Source organism: Duodenibacillus massiliensis, assembly GCF_928721995.1.
In the GTDB taxonomy this organism is placed as follows: domain Bacteria; phylum Pseudomonadota; class Gammaproteobacteria; order Burkholderiales; family Burkholderiaceae_F; genus Duodenibacillus; species Duodenibacillus massiliensis.
Genome location: NZ_OV788642.1, coordinates 1,236,631 through 1,255,822 on the forward strand (window position 1 = coordinate 1,236,631; position 19,192 = coordinate 1,255,822).

The 19,192-nt window shown below is 56.4% G+C and carries 17 protein-coding genes and 1 pseudogene; 7 read left to right on the forward strand and 11 right to left on the reverse strand.

The genetic code is table 11. The features are described from left to right. Positions 1 to 112 precede the first annotated feature (112 nt). On the forward strand, positions 113 to 1,681 hold the full coding sequence (locus NXF97_RS05650; protein WP_274955425.1) for a transposase: 1,569 nt from the start codon (positions 113 to 115) through the stop codon (positions 1,679 to 1,681). A gap of 376 nt (positions 1,682 to 2,057) precedes the next feature. Here NXF97_RS05650 and rbr read toward each other — a convergent pair whose 3' ends face one another. Next, the gene (gene rbr, locus NXF97_RS05655) at positions 2,058 to 3,992 is read right to left on the reverse strand and encodes a rubrerythrin (protein WP_274955426.1); all 1,935 of its coding nucleotides are present in this window, start codon (positions 3,990 to 3,992) and stop codon (positions 2,058 to 2,060) included. Positions 3,993 to 4,238: 246 nt separating this feature from the next. Between rbr and NXF97_RS05660 the strand changes: the two genes are divergently transcribed. Next, positions 4,239 to 4,475, forward strand: a complete 237-nt coding sequence (locus NXF97_RS05660) for a hypothetical protein (protein WP_274955427.1) — start codon at positions 4,239 to 4,241, stop codon at positions 4,473 to 4,475. 8 nt (positions 4,476 to 4,483) lie between these two features. On the opposite strand, the gene NXF97_RS05665 is transcribed toward NXF97_RS05660, so the two are convergent. From NXF97_RS05665 to NXF97_RS05705, 10 genes and pseudogenes are all read right to left on the reverse strand, one after another. Beyond that, positions 4,484 to 5,821, reverse strand: coding sequence for an ATP-binding protein (locus NXF97_RS05665; RefSeq protein ID WP_274955428.1), 1,338 nt, complete (start codon positions 5,819 to 5,821; stop codon positions 4,484 to 4,486). A gap of 172 nt (positions 5,822 to 5,993) precedes the next feature. Next, the gene (locus NXF97_RS05670; RefSeq protein ID WP_274955429.1) at positions 5,994 to 7,094 is read right to left on the reverse strand and encodes an ABC transporter permease; all 1,101 of its coding nucleotides are present in this window, start codon (positions 7,092 to 7,094) and stop codon (positions 5,994 to 5,996) included. Further along, a complete protein-coding gene (locus NXF97_RS05675) occupies positions 7,091 to 8,182 on the reverse strand; it encodes an ABC transporter permease (RefSeq protein WP_274955430.1) in 1,092 nt (363 codons plus the stop codon). Before NXF97_RS05675 ends, NXF97_RS05670 begins: the two co-directional genes overlap by 4 nt. Further along, on the reverse strand, positions 8,179 to 9,882 hold the full coding sequence (locus NXF97_RS05680) for an ATP-binding cassette domain-containing protein (RefSeq protein WP_274955431.1): 1,704 nt from the start codon (positions 9,880 to 9,882) through the stop codon (positions 8,179 to 8,181). The genes NXF97_RS05675 and NXF97_RS05680 overlap by 4 nt, the downstream gene beginning before the upstream one ends. A 2-nt stretch (positions 9,883 to 9,884) precedes the next feature. Beyond that, complete coding sequence (locus tag NXF97_RS05685) at positions 9,885 to 10,862, reverse strand: efflux RND transporter periplasmic adaptor subunit (protein WP_274955432.1); 978 nt, start codon at positions 10,860 to 10,862, stop codon at positions 9,885 to 9,887. 278 nt (positions 10,863 to 11,140) lie between these two features. After that, a pseudogene (locus NXF97_RS10780) lies at positions 11,141 to 11,338 on the reverse strand (hypothetical protein); the annotation flags it as partial. Next, positions 11,339 to 11,560 carry a MerR family DNA-binding transcriptional regulator gene (locus tag NXF97_RS10785; RefSeq protein ID WP_074009622.1) on the reverse strand — a complete coding sequence of 74 codons (222 nt, stop codon included), beginning with the start codon at positions 11,558 to 11,560 and terminating at the stop codon, positions 11,339 to 11,341. Next, positions 11,561 to 12,025 carry a hypothetical protein gene (locus tag NXF97_RS05695; RefSeq protein ID WP_274955433.1) on the reverse strand — a complete coding sequence of 155 codons (465 nt, stop codon included), beginning with the start codon at positions 12,023 to 12,025 and terminating at the stop codon, positions 11,561 to 11,563. Continuing rightward, positions 11,955 to 13,163 carry a hypothetical protein gene (locus tag NXF97_RS05700; RefSeq protein WP_274955434.1) on the reverse strand — a complete coding sequence of 403 codons (1,209 nt, stop codon included), beginning with the start codon at positions 13,161 to 13,163 and terminating at the stop codon, positions 11,955 to 11,957. Before NXF97_RS05700 ends, NXF97_RS05695 begins: the two co-directional genes overlap by 71 nt. 251 nt (positions 13,164 to 13,414) lie before the next feature. Beyond that, on the reverse strand, positions 13,415 to 13,810 hold the full coding sequence (locus NXF97_RS05705; RefSeq protein WP_022372435.1) for a hypothetical protein: 396 nt from the start codon (positions 13,808 to 13,810) through the stop codon (positions 13,415 to 13,417). 328 nt (positions 13,811 to 14,138) lie between these two features. On the opposite strand from NXF97_RS05705, the gene folE2 reads away from it, so the two are divergent. The 5 genes from folE2 (at position 14,139) to NXF97_RS05730 (ending at position 18,983) form a co-directional block, all read left to right on the forward strand. Further along, positions 14,139 to 14,942 (forward strand): GTP cyclohydrolase FolE2, encoded by an 804-nt coding sequence (gene folE2, locus NXF97_RS05710; protein WP_022372434.1) that lies wholly within the window; start codon positions 14,139 to 14,141, stop codon positions 14,940 to 14,942. A gap of 254 nt (positions 14,943 to 15,196) precedes the next feature. Further along, positions 15,197 to 16,927 carry an arginine--tRNA ligase gene (gene argS, locus NXF97_RS05715; protein ID WP_274955435.1) on the forward strand — a complete coding sequence of 577 codons (1,731 nt, stop codon included), beginning with the start codon at positions 15,197 to 15,199 and terminating at the stop codon, positions 16,925 to 16,927. Positions 16,928 to 16,942: 15 nt separating this feature from the next. After that, positions 16,943 to 17,524, forward strand: a complete 582-nt coding sequence (locus NXF97_RS05720) for an SPOR domain-containing protein (protein WP_022372432.1) — start codon at positions 16,943 to 16,945, stop codon at positions 17,522 to 17,524. 29 nt (positions 17,525 to 17,553) lie between these two features. Further along, positions 17,554 to 18,198, forward strand: coding sequence for a thiol:disulfide interchange protein DsbA/DsbL (locus NXF97_RS05725; RefSeq protein ID WP_274955436.1), 645 nt, complete (start codon positions 17,554 to 17,556; stop codon positions 18,196 to 18,198). Positions 18,199 to 18,221: 23 nt separating this feature from the next. After that, positions 18,222 to 18,983: an SDR family oxidoreductase gene (locus tag NXF97_RS05730; RefSeq protein WP_022372430.1), complete on the forward strand. Its 762-nt coding sequence runs from the start codon at positions 18,222 to 18,224 to the stop codon at positions 18,981 to 18,983. Positions 18,984 to 19,192: the final 209 nt, after the last annotated feature.

Below are 19,192 nucleotides of genomic sequence, written 5' to 3' on the forward strand. Positions count from 1 at the left end.
GGACAAACAGATTTCTCAAGAAATATCACTTTATTCTATAGTCTTTTTATGGTATAACAAGAACTATGTTTAAGAGGTAATTTCCATGTCTGTCCCAGAGGAAGTCAGGAGGGTGCCTCGCCCCCGTAATACCGTGGTGCTCGATACCGGATCCAAAGGCCCGACCCGCTATGCTGTCCGAGCCCGTGCAAAAAGCGTCTACATCAAGGGGCATAACCCGCAGCCGCGCAATGGAAAAACAGTCGGACACATCATCAGCATGAAGTTCGTTCCGGTGGCTCAAAGCAATCACCTTTCAACTGAGCCGCAACTGCTGTCTTACGGCTCCAGTGCCCTTGTGCATTCCGAGTCGGAGGATCTGCTGCAGGACTTGCTCAGCATTTATCGCCCGGAAGATGCCTACCGCATCATGGCGATTGCCTCGATTAAGGTGCTGCATTCCAATGTGCCCCACAACCGACTCAGGCAGCAGTACGACCGGACATTTATCCGCCGTTATTACCCCGGCGTTGCGCTCTCTCACAACACTGTCGGTCATTTCTTTGAGGCTCTCGGACAGGACCTTGATAAGCGGCAATCCTTCTACAAGCGCCGCATTGATCGGGTCTGTGCAGAGCATCACATCGCCATTGACGGTACGCTCCGGCAAGATACCGGCACAGTCAATAATCTCAGTGCCTATTCCCGCAAGGCCCGGGTTAAAGGCTGCCGTGATTTGTCGATTCTCTACGCCTACAACCTTGAGACAACGGAGCCTGTGTGCGCTGAAGTCTTTGCCGGCAACATCATTGATGCTAAGGTTTATCGCTCATTCATTGAGACCAACAAGATTGACAAAGGGCTGCTGATTGCCGATAAAGGTTTTCCGGTCAAGGAAATTGAAGAGGATCTGAAGAAGCATCCTGAGCTGCATTTTCTCTCGCCTCTGAAGCGCAACGACAAGCGCATTGTGAACAACTGCATGCTGGACTTTGACGGTGTTGTAACCGGTATCGACAAGAGGGTTCTCTGCAAAAAGAAGAAGCTCTCCAACGGGCGTTTTTTGTACTCCTTCAAGGATCTCAGCCGCACATATGCCGAGGAAAATACATTCATAGACAAGGCCAGAACAACGAAGTACGAGAAGGACGAATACGACAAGAAGCTGCCGGGTTTCGGAACGATCGTGTTTGAATCGGATCAAGACATGAAGCCGGAAGTTGTCTGGCGCAGCTACGATGACCGTTGGTTGCTTGAGCTCGTTTTTGACCGCTATAAAAATGACCTTGGTCTGAGCACCACTCATGTGCAGAATGCATTCTCCGTGTGGGGTGAAGAGTTCGTCAATTTCATTGCCGCAACGCTGACCTGCCGTATTCTGAGACGGGCCGAGAAAGCAAAACTTCTGGACAAAATGACTTTCGGCGAGATGCTCGAGGACCTGGAGCAGTCTTGGCGCCCTGTGAAGGATGCGGAGATAAACGCGATTCCTGACTCCACCGACGGAAAGTGGGTAAATACAACGATCGGGACGATGGAGATGCTTTCGGCTTTGGGTTTGGTTAAATCCCCCGATAAACCTGAGCATAAGAAGCCCGGCAGGCCGAGAAAGCAGAAGTTGGAGTTTGTGGGACCGAAACGCCCGCGCGGGCGTCCCCGTAAAGTTACACCGGCCGCCAGCTCTGCTGCGACGCCTGCCTAAGCGGCTATAGTTCCACAGGTTGGGAAACTTTTAATTAACAAAAAGACATTTTTTCTTTATTAAAATCATAATTTAAGCCATGAAAAGAGCGCTGTTTTTTCAGCGCTCATACAAAATTCAGGCTAGTCTTACAGGGCATGCACCAAAACGGTGCACGCCGGAATAATCCGCTGATTATCCCGCAAAATGCATCCGCGCTCATGAGCATTACTGCCTACAAAAGCGCTGTCCGTGCGGTTTGCCCGCGTTTCCCGCAGACTTCGCTTCAGGCAAAAACGGCAGGCAGAAAAAAGCCCGCCGCGGTCCTCTTTCAAAAAAGACCGAAGCGGGCCTGATGCTCCCTGCGCCCGCAGGCGCAAGGCACCGTCACTGCCGGTTAATAGTTGTGCTTGCGGACTTCAAAGAAGCTCTTCGCATGGTGGCACACCGGGCAGACATCCGGAGCCTTCGTGCCCACCACGATGTGGCCGCAGACGCGGCATTCCCACATCTGCATTTCGATCTTTGCGAAGACCTCCTTCATCTGGACGTTTCCGAGAAGCTTTCTGTAGCGCTCTTCGTGGGTCTTTTCAATCGCACCCACCATACGGAACTTCGCGGCGATTTCGGTAAAGCCTTCTTCTTCGGCTTCCTTCGCAAAGGTCGCGTACATGTCCGTCCACTCGTAGTTTTCGCCTTCGGCGGCGGCAAGGAGGTTGGCGTCGGTCTTGCCGATGCCGCCCAAAAGTTCAAACCAAAGTTTGGCGTGTTCCTGCTCGTTGCGGGCGGTGGTGAGGAAAATCGCCGCGAGCTGCTCGTAGCCTTCCTGTCGGGCGCGCTCCGCAAAGTACGTGTACTTGTTTCTCGCCTGCGATTCACCGGAAAATGCAGCCTGCAGGTTCTTTTCGGTCTTCGTGCCCGCAAGACCGGCAATCGCCGGGCCCGCTTTCTTCGCACCCAAATCAGCGCCTCTGTCCGTGTAGGACGTGTGAAGCATCTTTTCAGCCAAGTCGCTTAAGGGCTTGCCGTAGAAGTCCTTGTAAAGCTCTTTGATCTCGCTGTTATCGTGGCTCGTGCGGTGCGCGCGGTCCATGGAGCTGTCGCGCTTATAAAGCGCATCAATACGCTTCTGACGGATGGCGTTTTCCTTACCCGGCTCAAGCTTGGGCTGTCCGCCCCCGCTGATGCAGCCGCCCGGGCAGGTCATCACTTCCACGAAGTGATACTGCTTGGCACCGGGCTTTTTCATCTCCTCAATGAAGCGCCCCGCGGAGGCCGTGCCGTAAACGACGGCGACGTTAACGGTCTTGCCTCCCACATCAAGGCTTGCTTCACGCACGTCCTTGAGACCGCGCACAGGCTGCAGGTCAAAAAGAACGTCCGGGCTCTTCTGATGCGTGATGAATTCATAGGCCGTGCGAAGCGCGGCTTCCATGACGCCACCGGTGTTGCCGAAGATGACGCCCGCGCCGGAAGCCTCACCCATGAGCGAATCGTAGGTGCCTTCCTTGACGTCCTCGTAGCGGATGCCGCGCTCTTTGGCCCAAAGCGCCAGCTCGTGCGTCGTCACCACGTGATCGGTGTCGCGCATACCCTCAATTCCGAGGTACTTCCCTGCAGCGCACATCTCTTCACGGCGGATTTCGTACTTTTTGGCCGTGCAGGGTGTGACCACCACGTGCATGATTTTCTTGGGATCAAGCCCCATCTTCTTTGCAAAGTAGGTCTTCACGGTCGGACCCTGCATGCCGATCGGGCTCTTCGCACTTGAAATGTGGTCAAGAATTTCGGGGTGGAAGGTTTCGCAGTACTGCACCCAGGCCGGGCAGCAGCTCGTAAACTGCGGCAGGGGCTTGTCGCCGTTGACAACACGTTCAATGAGTTCGCTTGCTTCTTCAACGATCGTGAGGTCGGCGCCGAAGTTGGTGTCAAGCACGTAGTCGGCACCAAGGGCACGCAAAAGCCCAATCATCTTCCCCTGCGCAAAGGAGCCTGCCGAATAGCCGAAGGCTTCGGCAATACCCACGCGCACCGAGGGAGAGGTACTCATCACCACGATGGTGTCGGGGTCGTCGATTGCCTTTTGCACGGCTTCAAATTCCGTGGGACTGTAAAGGCTTCCCGTCGGGCAGACGTTGATGCACTGGCCGCAGTGCACGCACACGGCTCTGTCGCCCGTAGCCGCGAGGCTGTAGTTGTTGTTCACTCCGATATAGTCGGAGCAGATCTGAGCGCACATCGTGCATTTAACGCACAGGCTCTCATCGCGCGCGAGCGCAGGGTTATCCGCATTGACGGCAACGCGGGTCGTTTGGGGCAAATGTCTGGACATAAGGTCTCCTGCTCAGTCCGAGCATCTCGGCGGCCGGGGTCATGTTTTTTATTGGCCGTTGCTGAGTTTTTTGGTGTGCGCACGCGGAGTATCTTCCCCGCTTATGCGTCCCTTAAATTATAGAAATTACAGGGTCGTGCCCGTCATAATTCCGAGCTATAGCCAGCCTTAAGCTGCCAGTGCCGCGTCAAGTGCTGCAAGCCACGTCTTAAGGCAAGACCGGCCTACTTCGAGACAAACGGCCGGATGTCGGCGGACTTTCTGATTCAGACGGGCACCGACCTCATCCCGGCGGAACTTGCTCTAAATCCCAGCCGCCGAAAGAGCACCGTCAAACGCTTTGCCGTGCGGCAGAAGATGCCCTTTGCCGTACGGTTTTCACACGACAACCTGAGTTTTACTGACGGCGTGATGACAATTCCGCTGCCGCTGGCGGACTGGACGGCCAAACTCATCGGCCTCACTAAAAACAGTGCTTATTAAGACAGCACCTACAGAACCGCAGCCGCGTAGTACGGCAAGAACAAAATGCCGTCTTGCTCTTTCACCTCACCGTGGTGAAGAACAATGCCGTCTCCTATACGGCTGCCGTAAGTGGCTTTAATACGTTCAAGTGACTTGATGCTCAATGACTTACCGGACTTTACTTCCAAAGGAACAACCTTTTTTCCCTTCCGCATCAGAAAGTCAATTTCCATCACAGTTTTACGCGTTTTGGCATCGCGTTTTGCGTAGAAGTAGGCCTTATGCCCGCCGGATCTCAGACACTGGGCCACAACATTTTCCACGAGCATTCCTTCATTAACCTGCAGACGGTCGAGAAGAACGGCCTTGTAGAGGTCATTATCCATGTATGTCCCGTCGTAAAAGGCCAAAGTCACCAGCAAACCCGTATCCGTCAGATAGCACTTAAAAGACGAGTCCGTGATGCCGAGATTAAAAGCAACGCTCGGGTCTTCCACATTAAATGCAAGGTTGACAACCATGGCTTCATCAAGCCAACGTACCGGCCCACGGTATTCGCGCAACCGGGCCTGCGGATCAATATGCGAGATCACAAACCGCTTGTCGTGCTTGGACAGTTCTGACGGAATCTGCTCAAAGAAATTACCGACATACTCGGATTTCTCTTCGTTTTGTTCCTGCATATCCTGCTTGTAGAGCCTGAGAATTTCATGCTTGACGAAGTCAGCTTTCTCAAAATTTTTGTCCGGTAAAAATGCTGAAACAACCTGCGGCATTCCTCCCACAAGCATGTACTCCCGGAAGCGGTTCATGATGCTCTGATGCATGGCTCCGAAAGGCTTTCTCGCCTCGACACGACTGCGGATCATCGGAATTGTCACATGATCATCCTGAGCCCAAAGGAATTCTTCAAAATCCATCGGCAGAACATCGAGCGGGTACTCCTCCGACGGAATCAGAATATCCTTGCTTTTTTTAGTAATTCCTGCCAAAGACCCCGTTTCAAGGTAGTGATATCGACCGTCTTCCAGCAGAGTCTTCAATGCCTGCCGGGCTGCAGGAAAGAGCTGAACCTCATCCAGGATAATGAGCGATTCACCCCGAAAGAGTTTTGTTTTGTAAATCAGCTGCAGCGTCTCAAAGAGGGTATCAAGGTCAAGTAACCCGTTTACGAAGAGATTGCGGACATCATCTGTTACCTGATCAAACCTGATTAGAATATGTGACTTATATGCCTCTTCGCCAAGCTTCTTAGCCAGCGTGGTTTTTCCCACACGACGTGCTCCTTTTAAAAACAAGGCGTACTTCGGAGCGTAGTCATGCTTCCAGCGCAACATCTCTTGGTAAATTTTTCGTTCAAACATTGGGGTTTCCGATGAATTTTCACAATTGCGCCAGATATTTTATGAGTATTTTTCACAATTGCGCCAAATCTTTTTCATCATATTTCCACAATTGCGACAACCATCATTTGGTAATTTTCCACAATTGCGCAAATCTCATGCACTAAAAGAACCAAGAGACACAGCCCGCCACTCACACCTTGCGCCGGAAAAACACATACGCCAGGGGCAGTGACGCCCCTGCCACCACTGCCGCAGGCCAGAGCACAGCAAACATCTCGCCCCACGTGCAGCCCGCAAGGTACACGCGCCGCATTGCAAGGAGTGCAAAGCGCAGGGGATCGAGCCACGTGAGTGCCTGCACCCACTCCGCCATATTCGCGACCGGCGTAAAAAGCCCGGAAAGTAGCACCATCGGCACGAGGTTGACGACAACCAGAAGAAGCGCCTGCTGCATGTTCTTGCTGTAGGCTGAAATCGCAAGCCCCAGCCCCACGACCGCCGCGATAAAAATGAGAAGAATCGTAAGAATCTGAGCAAAACTCCCCGCAAGCGGAATCCGGAACCACCACAAGTCCGCCGCGAGAATAAGGCACGCCTGCATGAGTCCCACCACCATCGGCACAAAGGCCTTGGCAAAAAGAATCTGCCCGGTTGTGACGGGCGTGACGGAGAGTTGCTCAAACGTCCCCTGCTCCCGCTCACGCGCCACCGACAGGGCCGCGAGCACCACGGTCTGCAGCATCGAAAGCATGACGATGAGCCCGGGCATGATGAACCACTGCGTGATGTTGTTGGGGTTATAAAAAAGGCGCATCGCCACGCCCGCCGTGACGCCGCTTTTTTCGGCCGAAAAGTCACTCACAATCGTCTGCAGGTAGCCTGCCGCCAACTGCGCGGTCGTGGAGTTGCGGCCGTCCACCACGACCTGCACGGGCGCGGTGCGGCCCGAATAAAAGCGCGAAGAAAAGTCGGGCGCAATCACCGCCACCACAAGCGCGTCGGTTTCATCAACCGCGCGCCTTACCTGCGCAGTGTTGGTAAGCGTTGCCACCCGCTGAAAAATCCCGCCCGCTTCAATACGTCGTATGAGCTCGGAGGAAAGCTCAGTTTTCGCCAAATCACAGACCGCGTAAGGGATGCGCTCAAGGTTAAAACTTGCGATATACCCGAAGAGAATGATGTAAAGAATGATGGGCGCCACAAGAATCATGCGGCTTGTGCGGTCCTTTAAGACCGAGAGAAACTCTTTTTTAACGAGCGCTGTGAGCGCCACAGAGAAAAACGCGCTCATTTCCGGATCCTCTTGGCGCACTGCCCGTACGCGAGCGTAAGAAACAATACGGCAAAGGCCGTGAGCACGGCAAAGTCCCGGATCGCGAGTTCCGGCATCCCGCCCGTTAAAAAGCCGAGCCGCAGCAGCTCCATGTAGTAGACCGGCGGAAAGGCGTGCGCAAGCCAGTCGGCCCAGACCGGGGCGCTTCGCAAGTCAAAGATAAAGCCCGAAAGAATCACGGCCGGCAAAAAGCCCGAGAGGATCGTGATTTGGCTTGCAAGAAACTGTGAGCGCGTCACGCCCGAAACAAAGAGTCCGAGCCCGAGCCCAATCAAAAGGTAGAGGGCGGATGAGACCGTAATCACCGTAAGACTCCCCCGCACCGGCACGTCGTAGAGAAAAAGCGCGGCAAAAAGACAGAGCCCCCAGCCGACGAGCCCCAGCACAAAGTACGGAAGCACCTTGGATATGAGAATTGCCAGGGGTGAGGCCGGCGTTGCAATCAAGGCTTCCATCGTGCCCCTCTCCCATTCACGCGCAAGCACAAGGCCCGTTAGCATCATCCCGGTCATCGTGAGCACAATGACCATCAGTCCCGGCACGAGATACCTGCGGCTCTCCGCGCTCTCGTTAAACCAGATGCGGGGCACCGTCGCGGCGCCCGCTGCCTGTGAGTTTTTCACGCGCGCAATCATCGCCGCAGCCGTCACGGCGTTACCGATCATCACCGCCCTCGGCGCATCAATGCCGTCAATCAAAAGCTGCGCTGCGGTCGCACCCCGCCGGGTTTCAAGCACCAGCAGCGCCTCAACGTCAAAGGCTTTCAAAGCCTTTTCCCCTTCGGCGCGCGAGGTGAAAACCGTGGTTTTAAAGACGGAGTTATGGGTAAAAGCGGTTGTGAGCGCCTGCGCTTCCCCGGTTTTGGCTTCCTGCGCAATCCCGAGGCGCACGTCGCGGATGTCAAAACTTAACCCGTAACCAAACAAAATAATGAGCACCACAGGCATCACGATCCCGAGCAAAAAGGCGCTCTTATCCCGCACGATCTGCCGGGTTTCCTTCAAGGTGAGCGCCGCCGTGTGGCGCCAAAAGTCCGCAAAGCTCATGACGCCTCTCCTCGCCCCGCCTGTACCACCCGGATAAAGGCCGCTTCCATCGTAGGGGCGTCGCCGCGGATTGCTTCAGGGGTACCGGCCGCAATCGTGCGGCCCGCATCCTGAATGAGAAGCCGGTCGCAATACTGCGCCTCTTCCATGAAGTGCGTGGTGACGATAATCGTGACGCCTGCGGCCGAAAGTTCCGTCATCCACCGCCAGAAACGGCGCCGCGCCATGACGTCTGCGCCGCTTGTGGGTTCATCAAGAAAGAGAACCGAGGGTTCGTGAATCAAAGCCGCCGCCATCGCCAGGCGCTGCTTCATGCCGCCCGGCAACTCCCCCGCGGTTTTATCCAAGACGTCGGTTAACGCCAGCGACGCCGTGAGCTCCACAATGCGCGCGTCCGCCGCTTTTTTCGTCAGCCCATAGGCCCCTGCAAAAAACCGCAGGTTTTCCCGCACCGTGAGGTTGCCGTAAAGCGAAAATTTCTGCGACATGTAGCCTAAGCGTGAGCGCGCGAGGTTTCTTGAGGCGCGGACGTTGACGCCCGCGACTTCGAGGTCGCCGCCGCTTACCTCCAGCAGGCCGCAAATCATCCGGAAGGTCGTGGTTTTCCCCGCGCCGTTGGGCCCCAAAAGCCCGAAGATTTCCCCGGGGTGCACCACGAACGACGTTTTATCCACCGCCGTAAAAGCCCCGAACCGCCGCACAATGTCCTGCGCGCGGATAACGGGGTCAGAGACCGCGGCCCGCCCTTTAACGGTAAGTGCATTGCCGGTCTGCGTAAGGCCCAGGACCTTTTCCCGCCACGCAAGATACCCGTCTTCCAGGCGCGCGGGGGCCTCCGTGACGGTGAGCGCCGGAAAAGCCGCGGTAAGCTCTGCCGCCGTGACGCCGTCCCTTAAAAGCACATGCACGCCTCCGGCAAGCGGCAGGGCGTCAAGCACTAAAGGAGAGTCAGAAAGCTCAGCCTGCACGTCCCGTACGCGCCCGGTGTAGCCCGCGACCTGCGCCGTGCGGCCTGCGGCATGCGCGGTGACTTCAGCGGGAGTGCCGGTAAGCTGCAGGCGGCCCCCTTCAAGAAGCGCCACCTGATCACACTGCGCGGCCTCGTCCATGTAGGTCGTCGCAATGACGACCGTCATCTTCCCGGCGCCGCTTTCGGCTTTGAGAATCTCAAAAAGTTCCTTTTTGGATAAGGGGTCCACCCCCACCGTGGGTTCATCCAGAAGCAACACGTCCGGGCGGTTTAAAAGCGCACAGGCCAAACCCAGCTTTTGCTTCATGCCGCCCGAAAGTTTCCCCGCGGGGCGCGCGGTAAAAGCGGTGAGCTGCGTCATCGCAAGAAGCCTTGCGATTCTCTCCTCCCTCTCTTTACCGTCAATACCGAAAAGGTCGGCGTAGAGAAGGAAATTTTCCATGACGGAAAGATCTTCATAGAGCCCGAACTTCTGCGGCATGTAGCCGATCCGCGTTTTAACGCCCGCGTTTTCCGGGTAAAGCGCTTCCCCCAAGACCGTCACCGAGCCTTTTTGCGGCCGCAGCACGCCCGCCATCACGCGCATGAGCGTGGTTTTGCCTGCGCCGTCAGCGCCCGCTAGCGCCGTGAGCGACCCCGCTTTGATTGTGAGCGTGATATCGTCAATCAGGGGCTTAACCGCACCTTTTTCAAAGCGGCTCACACGGGTGACTGTGAGGGCCTCGGCCATAACTATTTCCCCAGCGAAACCGTCACGGGCATCCCGAGCCGCAGCGCACCGTCGGGATCAGCCACCGTGATGCGCACCTCGTACACAAGGCTGGTTCTCAGCTCTTCGGTCTGCACGGTTTTGGGCGTAAATTCCGCGACCGTGGAAATAAAGCCCACGGTGCCTTCAAAGGCCTTACCCGGCGCGCTGTCGGTAAAAACCGCAACCTTTTGCCCGGTACGGATACGCCCGAGGTTCACTTCATTGATGTAGGCCCTCACCCACAGGGGGTCGGTGAGCGCGAGTTCAAAGACGGGCGTTGCCGCTGAAACCATGCTCCCGGCTTCTAAAAAACGCTCGCGCACGACGGCGTCCGCCGGAGCCGTGAGGGTGCAGTTTTTAAGCATCCGTTCGGCGTCAGCCGTCTGCACGCGCGCTGATGCGAGCCGAGCTCTTGCGACCTCGAGTTCTTCAGCGCGGGTGCCGGCTAAAAGCAGATCGAGTTCTTTTTGTGCTGCATTGCGCTGCGCCAGGTCCACTTTCTGCTGCGAGCAGACCTGATCAATCCTTAAGGGGCTTGTGGCCGTGCCGAGTTTTTTCTCACGCTCACAGGTGCGGCGGGAAAGCTGCAGGGCGGCCTCTGACGCCGCCACACGGGCGCGTGCGGCGTCAATCTGTTCGGTGCGGCTGCCGGCCAAAAGCAAATCAAGGTTTTTCTGCGCAACGGTTTGCGCTGCGCGGGCCGCGTCCAGGGCAATGCGGTAACGGGTGTCGTCAAGCTGCGCGATCACCTCACCCTTTTTCACCGTGTCGCCTTCTTCGAGCGCAACGGAGGCAAGCCTGCCACCCTCTTCAAAGGCGGGGCTGACGGTCCTCATATCGACGCTCCCGTAAATTTTGAGCGCACCTTCTTCGGTCTTAAAAACACCGGTGTACACCGCAACGGCTGCCGCCGCGAGACACACAACCACCGCTGCGGCAGCAAGGATTATCTTTGCCATGTCTGGCCCCGTAAGCTGTTTCCTTCCGACCTATTGTAGGGATGCGGACGGCATTTTCTGCAATCTTTCAAAAAGCATGCCGCTCATTGACTTTTGCGCAATACTCTGAGCAACGCCTGTTGTTTTTCTTCGACACCGCCATGCGCATCCAGTACGCTTCTGACCTGCACCTCACTTTCGGCCGCAATTTCCAATATGTCCTTTCAGGGGGGCATCAAGCCCGAGGGTGACGTCTTTGTGCTTGCGGGTGACATTGCCGAAATCCAACACCTCGAGCGCTACGACGCGTTTTGGGACTGGTGCTCGGAACACTTCAAAGAAACGATTTTTGTGCCCGGAAACCACGACTGGTACGGCTGCTGGATTTCCATAATGCGCTGAAGTGCCAAGTAAATCAGCTTCTTGGCGGATTCTTCATGCGCAAACATGGTTCGAGTTTTGATTACCTTCCGAACGCCACGGTTGAGAGCCTCAATCTACCGCCCAAGGTCTTCTTTCTGATCATGAGACGACACCCTGGCGTAACCGACATCACGGCGGTCATTCTGTTCTTCAGGCGAATCATCATTTTGGACAAACCGGCGGTGCCCGCCGAAAGTACGGGAGCAACTGAGCAGGCCCTTCGCAACCCTGCGACGGATGGTGCTTACAGAGACGTCGTACTGTTTGGCAACGAGGCCTATGGAGACCAATGTCATCTAAACAACCCGCGCTTGAAAGCGCAGGGTTTCCTGACACAGTGCAGGCTTTCCCGCAACAGGCAAGGTTTTTGAGGCCTTGTCTGCCCGGGCGTCCCCTGCACCACAGGAACATTTAAAACGCAACCGCTCTACGGGTACGGGCTTCATCAGCTCGATCCGTCGGTTCCGGCGAAGGACTGCTTCGTCTTGCCGATTCGCTGGTTTGTACTGCACTACTGATCCGGCGTTCCCTGAGACTTGTTTGAGCCTCGCAAGCGCTGATTGCTCAGCCTTCAGATCGTAGCTGTCAGTGGCGGGATCCGCAAAATACAGGTTCATGGCAGCCGCAAGGTCGCGGTCCATGTACCAGTCCGTGTCTCCCAACTGATGACTTCTCTCCCAAAGAGCCTTCTTACGGTACGTTCCCGTTTCGGGATCGTGCTGACTCGGGCGCAGTTTTGCGGGGACTGACTTCCACCACACAACAGCCGGCGCTTTCAGCCTTACTTGTCATCCGGGTTATCAATCCTGCAATACCGCTTTTGCCCAAACTCTTGCCGTATCCAGCTCTCTGAAATGCTTTGTATGAGTTCTTCTCCACAATGACGGTGCCGGCCCGGCCGAACACCTGGTTAATCACTTCGCCGTGCAGGCAACGGCGGGTTTGCGCCTGGCGGCGGTACAGATCCGCAAGTTTTGCCTTTGTTGCCTTATAGGTCTTGGATTCCTTCCAGACAATCTTTTTTCCGGCGGCTTTAACGGTGCCGTCCGCGTTGTAGCACTCCCGATTCGTGTCTCTGCGGGAGCGGTCCATGGCACGTAAAAGACGCGCAATCTCCTTTTCCTGAGAGACAGTGCCCGCGCTCACCAAAATCTTTTGCTGCCACTCGGGGCTGTAAAAAGTCATGGTCCTCGGGCCCGGGTCAACAGCCACCTTGAGATCCTTGGGAGCATAAACGTGCTTGACGGGCGGTACGCCTTCGACAATGAGCTGAACAAAGTAGCGCATACGGCCGCGGATCATCCGCCGGACAAGACGGCAGTATTTGACACGCTTAAAGCCGGACGGATCTGTTGCTGAAAGAAGAGCTTCTTTCTGCCAGGCATCCGGCGCTTCAGCCTTTATCACCAGATCCAGAACCTCGAGCGTCCACGTCTTGGCCTTCCAACGCAACCCTGTTTTGTTTGATTTTCCCTCAACGCTGTGCAAGCCCCGTTTAGCACTCTTAAACCGCGGCTGACCTCCCTGATGAAGCAGCCAGCGCTCAATGCCCTGCCAGACACGTGTGGCAATTTTCTGCGCTTCGTTGATGCCGATGCGCTTTGTAAAGCCGCCCTTGGCACGGTGCTCTTTCACGACATCATGCAGGGCATACTCGGAAAGGTGGGCGGACTTCTGAATTTCCTTAAACCGCTTGTTGCGGTCTTTGCCCTTGGGCATCGCGGCCGTCAGCTTCCATGCTTCAGTGCTTTTCATGGCGCGCACGCGTTTCTTTGCCGTTCCGAGAACAGCATTGAAGAGCTGGCGTGCATCGGAGAAGTAGGTCTCCAGTGCACTTTCCTGATCCTCTCCGATTTTCAGGCCCAGCTCGATGACAAGGGACGGTGTGCGCGATTTCATAGCGGCTGAATATACCTTAAGCGAAAACTATGTGCATGGTTTGGCTGCGTTTGGGCCAAGATTAAAAAAATTTCGAAAGCCCGCATTCCTCCCGGGGCTCAAGCCCCGGGAGGAATGCGGGAAATTCTGTGAGCCTCCTTTCCTGCGGTTCAAAAAACGCCGTTTAACCTTACAGCAGCATGATGGTAGATTTGGGAGAATTTTTCTCGACTAGCAAAGCCCGAAGGGCGGACTTTCTGCGTTCAGACCGTTTACTGCTGCGTGTCCCGCGGAATCCGCTTAATCTCTTCCACAACCACCGCGTCTTCCACCACCGTGGTGCGTTTGACGCCGGCCTGGGCCTTGTCGCCGGGCTTGAGCCCCTCTTCAGGGGCACGGGCTTCAGCCACGCGGTCTTCAGCGTCTTCCTGAGCGCGCATCTCTTCCTGCATGCGCTTACGTAAGTTTTCCAGCGGATCGCCGTGCCGCCAGCGCCAGTAGACACCGTAAAGCGCAAGCGCCGCCACGCAGATCAGCACAAAAAGCAAAATGCCGCCGATCACGGGCAGAAGCAATATGCCGATCCCCACCACCGCCGCAAGCACCACGGCGGAGACAAGAAACTGAACAATGGGATTGACGGGACGGCCGTTGATGTAAAGCGCCATGGCGGTGTGTACAAACCTTTGTAAGAAGAATTACGTAACCGGTATTTTGCAGCAGGGCGGGCCCCTGCAAATGTAAACAAACGCATCCGTTTGTACGCATTTTCCTCTGTTTTGAGGTCCTTCTCCTCAAGAAATACCCGCACGCGGCGCCCCGGACGGCGTGCGCGTGAATGAAATCCTTTATCATTCGCGCACCCGTTTCCGAGTATCATCAACGAAAACTATCGACTTTTGTCGAACGATGGGCGAAAATTATCGCCATCCGTTCAGCGGCCGCGCCCGTCGCCTGCCGCCCTGCCCATAAGGCAGCTACTTATCGACTAAGCATATGACTACAACGACTTGCAAACAGCCTCTGCCCGATGTGCAGAGCTCGATTGACACACGCCGCATCGCCATTGACCGCGTGGGCGTGAGGGGGCTTACGGTTCCGATGACCGTCCAAAGCGTTGACGGCGCGCAGCCTACGGTTGCCAAGGCCAGTATGTACGTGAGCCTTCCGGCCGAGCACAAGGGCACGCACATGTCCCGCTTTGTGGCGCTCATCTACGAAAACAAGGAACCCTTGTCCGAGCCCATGATGCGCAACCTTCTTGCGCGCATGCTCGAACTTCTGGAAGCCGAAAACGGCTACATCGAAATCAGTGCGCCGTTCTTTGTGATGAAGGCAAGCCCGGTTTCCGGTCTTAAGAGCCTCATGAACTACGAAATCCGCTACATCGCCGAGAAAAAGGACGGTGTGACGAAGGTTCTGCAGGAAATTAAGGCCCCCGTAACGAGCCTTTGCCCCTGTAGCCGCGAAATCAGCGACTACGGAGCGCACAATCAGCGCTCGATCCTGACGGTGTCGCTGGAACTGGCTTCCGACATGTCGCTTGAAGACCAGATCCGCATTGCGGAAACGTCCGCCTCCTGCGAACTCTGGAGCCGCTTAAAGCGCAGCGACGAAAAGTACGTCACGGAATTTGCCTACGACCATCCGAAGTTTGTGGAAGACATCGTGCGCGACATGGCCGGTCAGTTAAACGCCGACAGCCGCGTGGTGAGCTACCACGTCACCGCCGAAAACTTCGAGTCGATTCACAATCACTCGGCCTACGCCGAAATCAGCCGCGACAAACGCCGCGTCTGAGGCTTTTGCTCACGGCCCGCCCGCTTCTTTTAAAATAACGGGCGCAGCGGAAAAACGAAGCCGCTTATCCGTTTCGGGTCTTCCCCGACGGAAGGCGGCTTTTTCTTTTCCTGTTAAGTTTGTTTACCGATCGCGCGGGCGACTTTACGTTCTCCTTTGCGATTGCCTGATATTGTTTCGAAACTCACGCTGCAGAAGGCCAAAAAAGGCACTCTGCGCGGGCCTGAAGCTCGGCCCCTATCCGGATTTCCGTCATGATTGAAGAACAGAAACTCGCGCTTACGGCGCTTTTAAACGATGCCCTCAAAGCCAACGGTATCGAGGGCGTCACCGCGCGCCTGGAGCGCCCCAAGGACGCCGCCCACGGCGACTTTGCGTGCACCACGGCGCTGCAGTGCGCCAAGATTCTGAAGAAAAACCCCCGCGAAGTGGCGCAACTCCTCGTGGCGTCCCTTAACAACGATCCCCGCGGTAAGGCGCTTTTGGCGGCCGTTGAAATCGCGGGGCCCGGGTTCATCAATCTGACGCTCAATAAAGAAGCGGCGCTTTCCGCCGTCAAGGACGTTCTCACCAAGGGCGAAGACTTCGGTAAAAGCACCGCCTTTGCGGGCCAAAGCGTTTTGCTCGAATATGTGTCGGCCAATCCCACAGGGCCCCTGCATCTGGGGCACGCCCGTCAGGGAGCTTTGGGTGACGTTCTTTCGCGTGTGATGGCCACCCAGGGCTACAAGGTGATGCGCGAGTTCTACTACAACGACGCGGGCGTGCAGATTGATAACCTCACGCTTTCCGTTGCCGCGCGCGCCAAGGAAATTAAGGGCGAAGCCAAACCCGAGGACTTCCCCGAAAACGGTTACCACGGCGACTACATCATGGATATCGCCCGGGATTACCTTGCGAAAAAACCGGTGGTGACGACCGCCGGTGAAACGGTTGAAGCCTGCGGGTGCCCGGACAACAAGGAAAACATCCGCCGCTATGCAGTGGCGTACCTTCGTAACGAACAAGACAGCGACCTTAAGGCCTTGGGCGTTGCCTTTGACAACTTCTACCTTGAAAGTTCGCTTTACACCTCCGGGCGCGTTCAAAAAGCCGTTGAAGCCATTGAAAAGGCGGGCTATACGTATGAAGCCGAGGGGGCGCTGTGGCTCAGAACCACCGACCCTGACTTTGCGCGCTTTAAGGACGACAAAGACCGCGTGATGCGCAAAAAGGACGGGCACTTCACGTACTTTGTGCCCGACGTTGCCTACCACCTTGCGAAGTTTGAAAGGGGCTTTACGCGCGCAATCAACATCCAGGGATCAGACCATCACGGCACCACGGCCCGCGTGCGTATCGGCCTTCAGGCCGCAAGCAAAACCCTCGGCATCACGATTCCGGACACCTTCCCCGAGTATCTCCTGCACAAGATGCTTCTGGTGATGAAGGGGGGCGAAGAAGTGAAGATGAGTAAGCGCGCCGGCACCTATGTGACGCTCAGAGACCTCGTTGACTGGGTCGGGCGCGACGCGGCCCGCTACTTCCTTGTGTCACGTAAGAGCGATGCCGAGTTTGTCTTTGACATTGACCTTGCCGTTAAAAAGAGCGACGAAAACCCGGTTTACTACCTGCAGTACGCGCACGCGCGCATCTGCTCGGTGCTAACGCAGGCCGAGGAAAAGGGCTTTAAGGTGCCCACCGCTCAAGAAGCCGCCGCGTGCGATCTGACGCTTCTTGACTCCCCGCAGGCCAAGGCCCTTGTTGCCAAGATGGCTGATTACGGCAACACCCTGGCCGTAGCAGCGCGCGATCTCGCACCGCACTTAATCTGCGTGTACCTCAAAGAACTTGCCGCGGACTTTCACGCCTACTACAACGCCGACCGGATTCTCGTGGACGATGCCGCGGTGCGTACGGCGCGGCTGGCACTTCTTTTGGCCGCACGTCAGGTTTTGCGTAACGGTCTTAACGTGCTCGGGATTTCCGCGCCCGAACACATGTAAACGGAACGACACACGATGCCCGCAAGAACAAAATCAGGTTTCGGCTGGACCGCGCTTTTCTGGTCCTTTGCCCTGGGCGTCACCGCGGCACTGGCGGTGGCGGCGGCCGTTTTTATGTTTATCAACAACGCGCCCGTGCCCTTTGTGAATAAAGTCGACCAAAGCGCGGTGGCCGTAAACGAAGAGCTTTTGGACGGCCGCCTTGACCCCAACAAGAAGCTTTACGCCGAAGGTCAGGGTGAGGTGCAGCAGGCCGCGCAACCGGGGGCTGTGGCTGCGGTCACAGCCGACGGCAAGTCTGCAACGGCTCTGCCCGGCTCCGCCGCAGCTCAGGGGACAAGTGAGGGCGAAACGCTTGACACCCACCGCTACTGGGTGCAGGCCGGGGCCTTTAGTCAGAGTGCGGACGCCGAGAGCATGCGCGCCCGCATCGCTTTTATCGGGCTTGACGCCCAGATCAGCTACCGTAACGAAGGCGGACAGAGGCTCTACCGCGTGCGCGTGGGGCCTTTTGACACCGAAGCGCAGGCCGAGGAAATCCGCCAGAGCCTCGCCGACAACGCCATTCAGGGTAACCTCATCAAACTTCAGGATTAAAAAACAACTTTTACAGGGACGAAACCAACATGATTTCACGCAGAGTGCTTTTGGGGGCCGCTGGCGCTCTCAGCCTTCCCGTATCGTTGACCGCGAATGCCGCGCCCGTAGCGGGCAAAGACTACCTTGTCGTGCGCCCCGCGGTGCCCGTTGCCGCCAAGCCCGTCATCATTCATGACTTCTTTGCCTACACGTGCCCGCACTGCCTCGCGTTTGCGCCCATGATGGATGAGTACATCAAGAGCCTTCCCAAGGATGGGTCGGTTAAGGTGATTCCTGTGCCCGTTGCCTGGAACGCGCAGTACGAGATCTTTCCGCGCACGTACTTTGCTCTCGAAGCTTTAGGTAAGTTTGACGCGCTTCATATGCCGTTTTGGGAATGGGTCATCAAGGAAGAGCACGACTGGAAGGACGTCGAAGGCATGAACGCCGACGTCACGAAGTGGTTTACCAAGAACGGTATTTCTGAGAGCGACTTCACCGGTGCCGTGAAGTCCTTCTCCGTGGTTGCCAAGTCCCGTACGGCCTTTTCGACCTGGCAGAGTTACGGCGTGGATTCCACCCCGAGCGTGGGTGTGGCGGGCCGCTGGCTCACGGCGCCTCACCTCACCGGCACGCGCCGCGCCACGATTGAAACGATCAAGTTCCTCGTGGATCTCGCGAAAAAGGCTTAATTCTCACCGGACAGTGTGACGTCATGCGAATCTTTATCACAGGGGCCTCAAGCGGCATCGGCGCGGAAATGGCCAAGATCTTTGCCGCCAGAGGCGACACCGTGGGCCTGGTGGGCCGAAGTGAAGAGAAGCTCGAGAGTGTTCTCGCCGCCCTGCCCGCGGGAGAGCACCGCCTCTACGCGCTTGACGTCACCGACCGCAAGGCATTGATTGACGCGGCCGCGGACTTTGAAGCCCACGGCCCCACGGACACGGTGATTGCGAACGCCGGGATTTCGATCGGCGTTAAAACCGAGTACTACGAAGATCTCGACGTGCTCGAGAGAATCTACCGCACCAACGTCTTTGCGATGGCCTGTACCTTCCACGCCTTTATTGATCCCATGCGCCGCAGAGGCCGCGGGCACTTTGTGGGAACGGGGTCGGTAGCCGGTATCCGGGGGCTTCCCGGAAGCGAAGCCTATTGCTCAAGCAAAGCCGCCGTCATCAGCTACCTTGAGAGCCTGCGTAACGACGTGCGCCCCTACGGGATTGATGTGACAACGATCTCTCCGGGGTTTGTAAAGACCCCTCTTACGGCCAAAAACCCGTACAAGATGCCGTTTTTACTCGAAGCCGATGAGTTTGCGCGCCGTGCCGTCAAAGCCATTGACGCGCACGTCTCCTACCGCACGATTCCGTGGCAGATGGGGGTGCTGAGCAAAATCCTGCGTTTGCTTCCCAATGCCGTCTTTGATAAGGCGGTCGCCGGGCGCGGGGAAAAGCCGCGCGCCAAGGACCTCTGAGAAGAGCCCCGGAAAAAACGCGGTGAAAGGCACGTCTCCGGATGTGCCTTTTTTCTGTCCTTATTTCAATGGACCAAGAGCCCGGTACCAATAAAAAAAGTCGTCTGATCTATTAGCCACTGTATAAAATTCCTCAGTGTAACGAAGAATTTTCGAGTAAAAAACCTCGGTACAGCGAGGATTTTTCGTAACGGTACCGCAATTCTGTT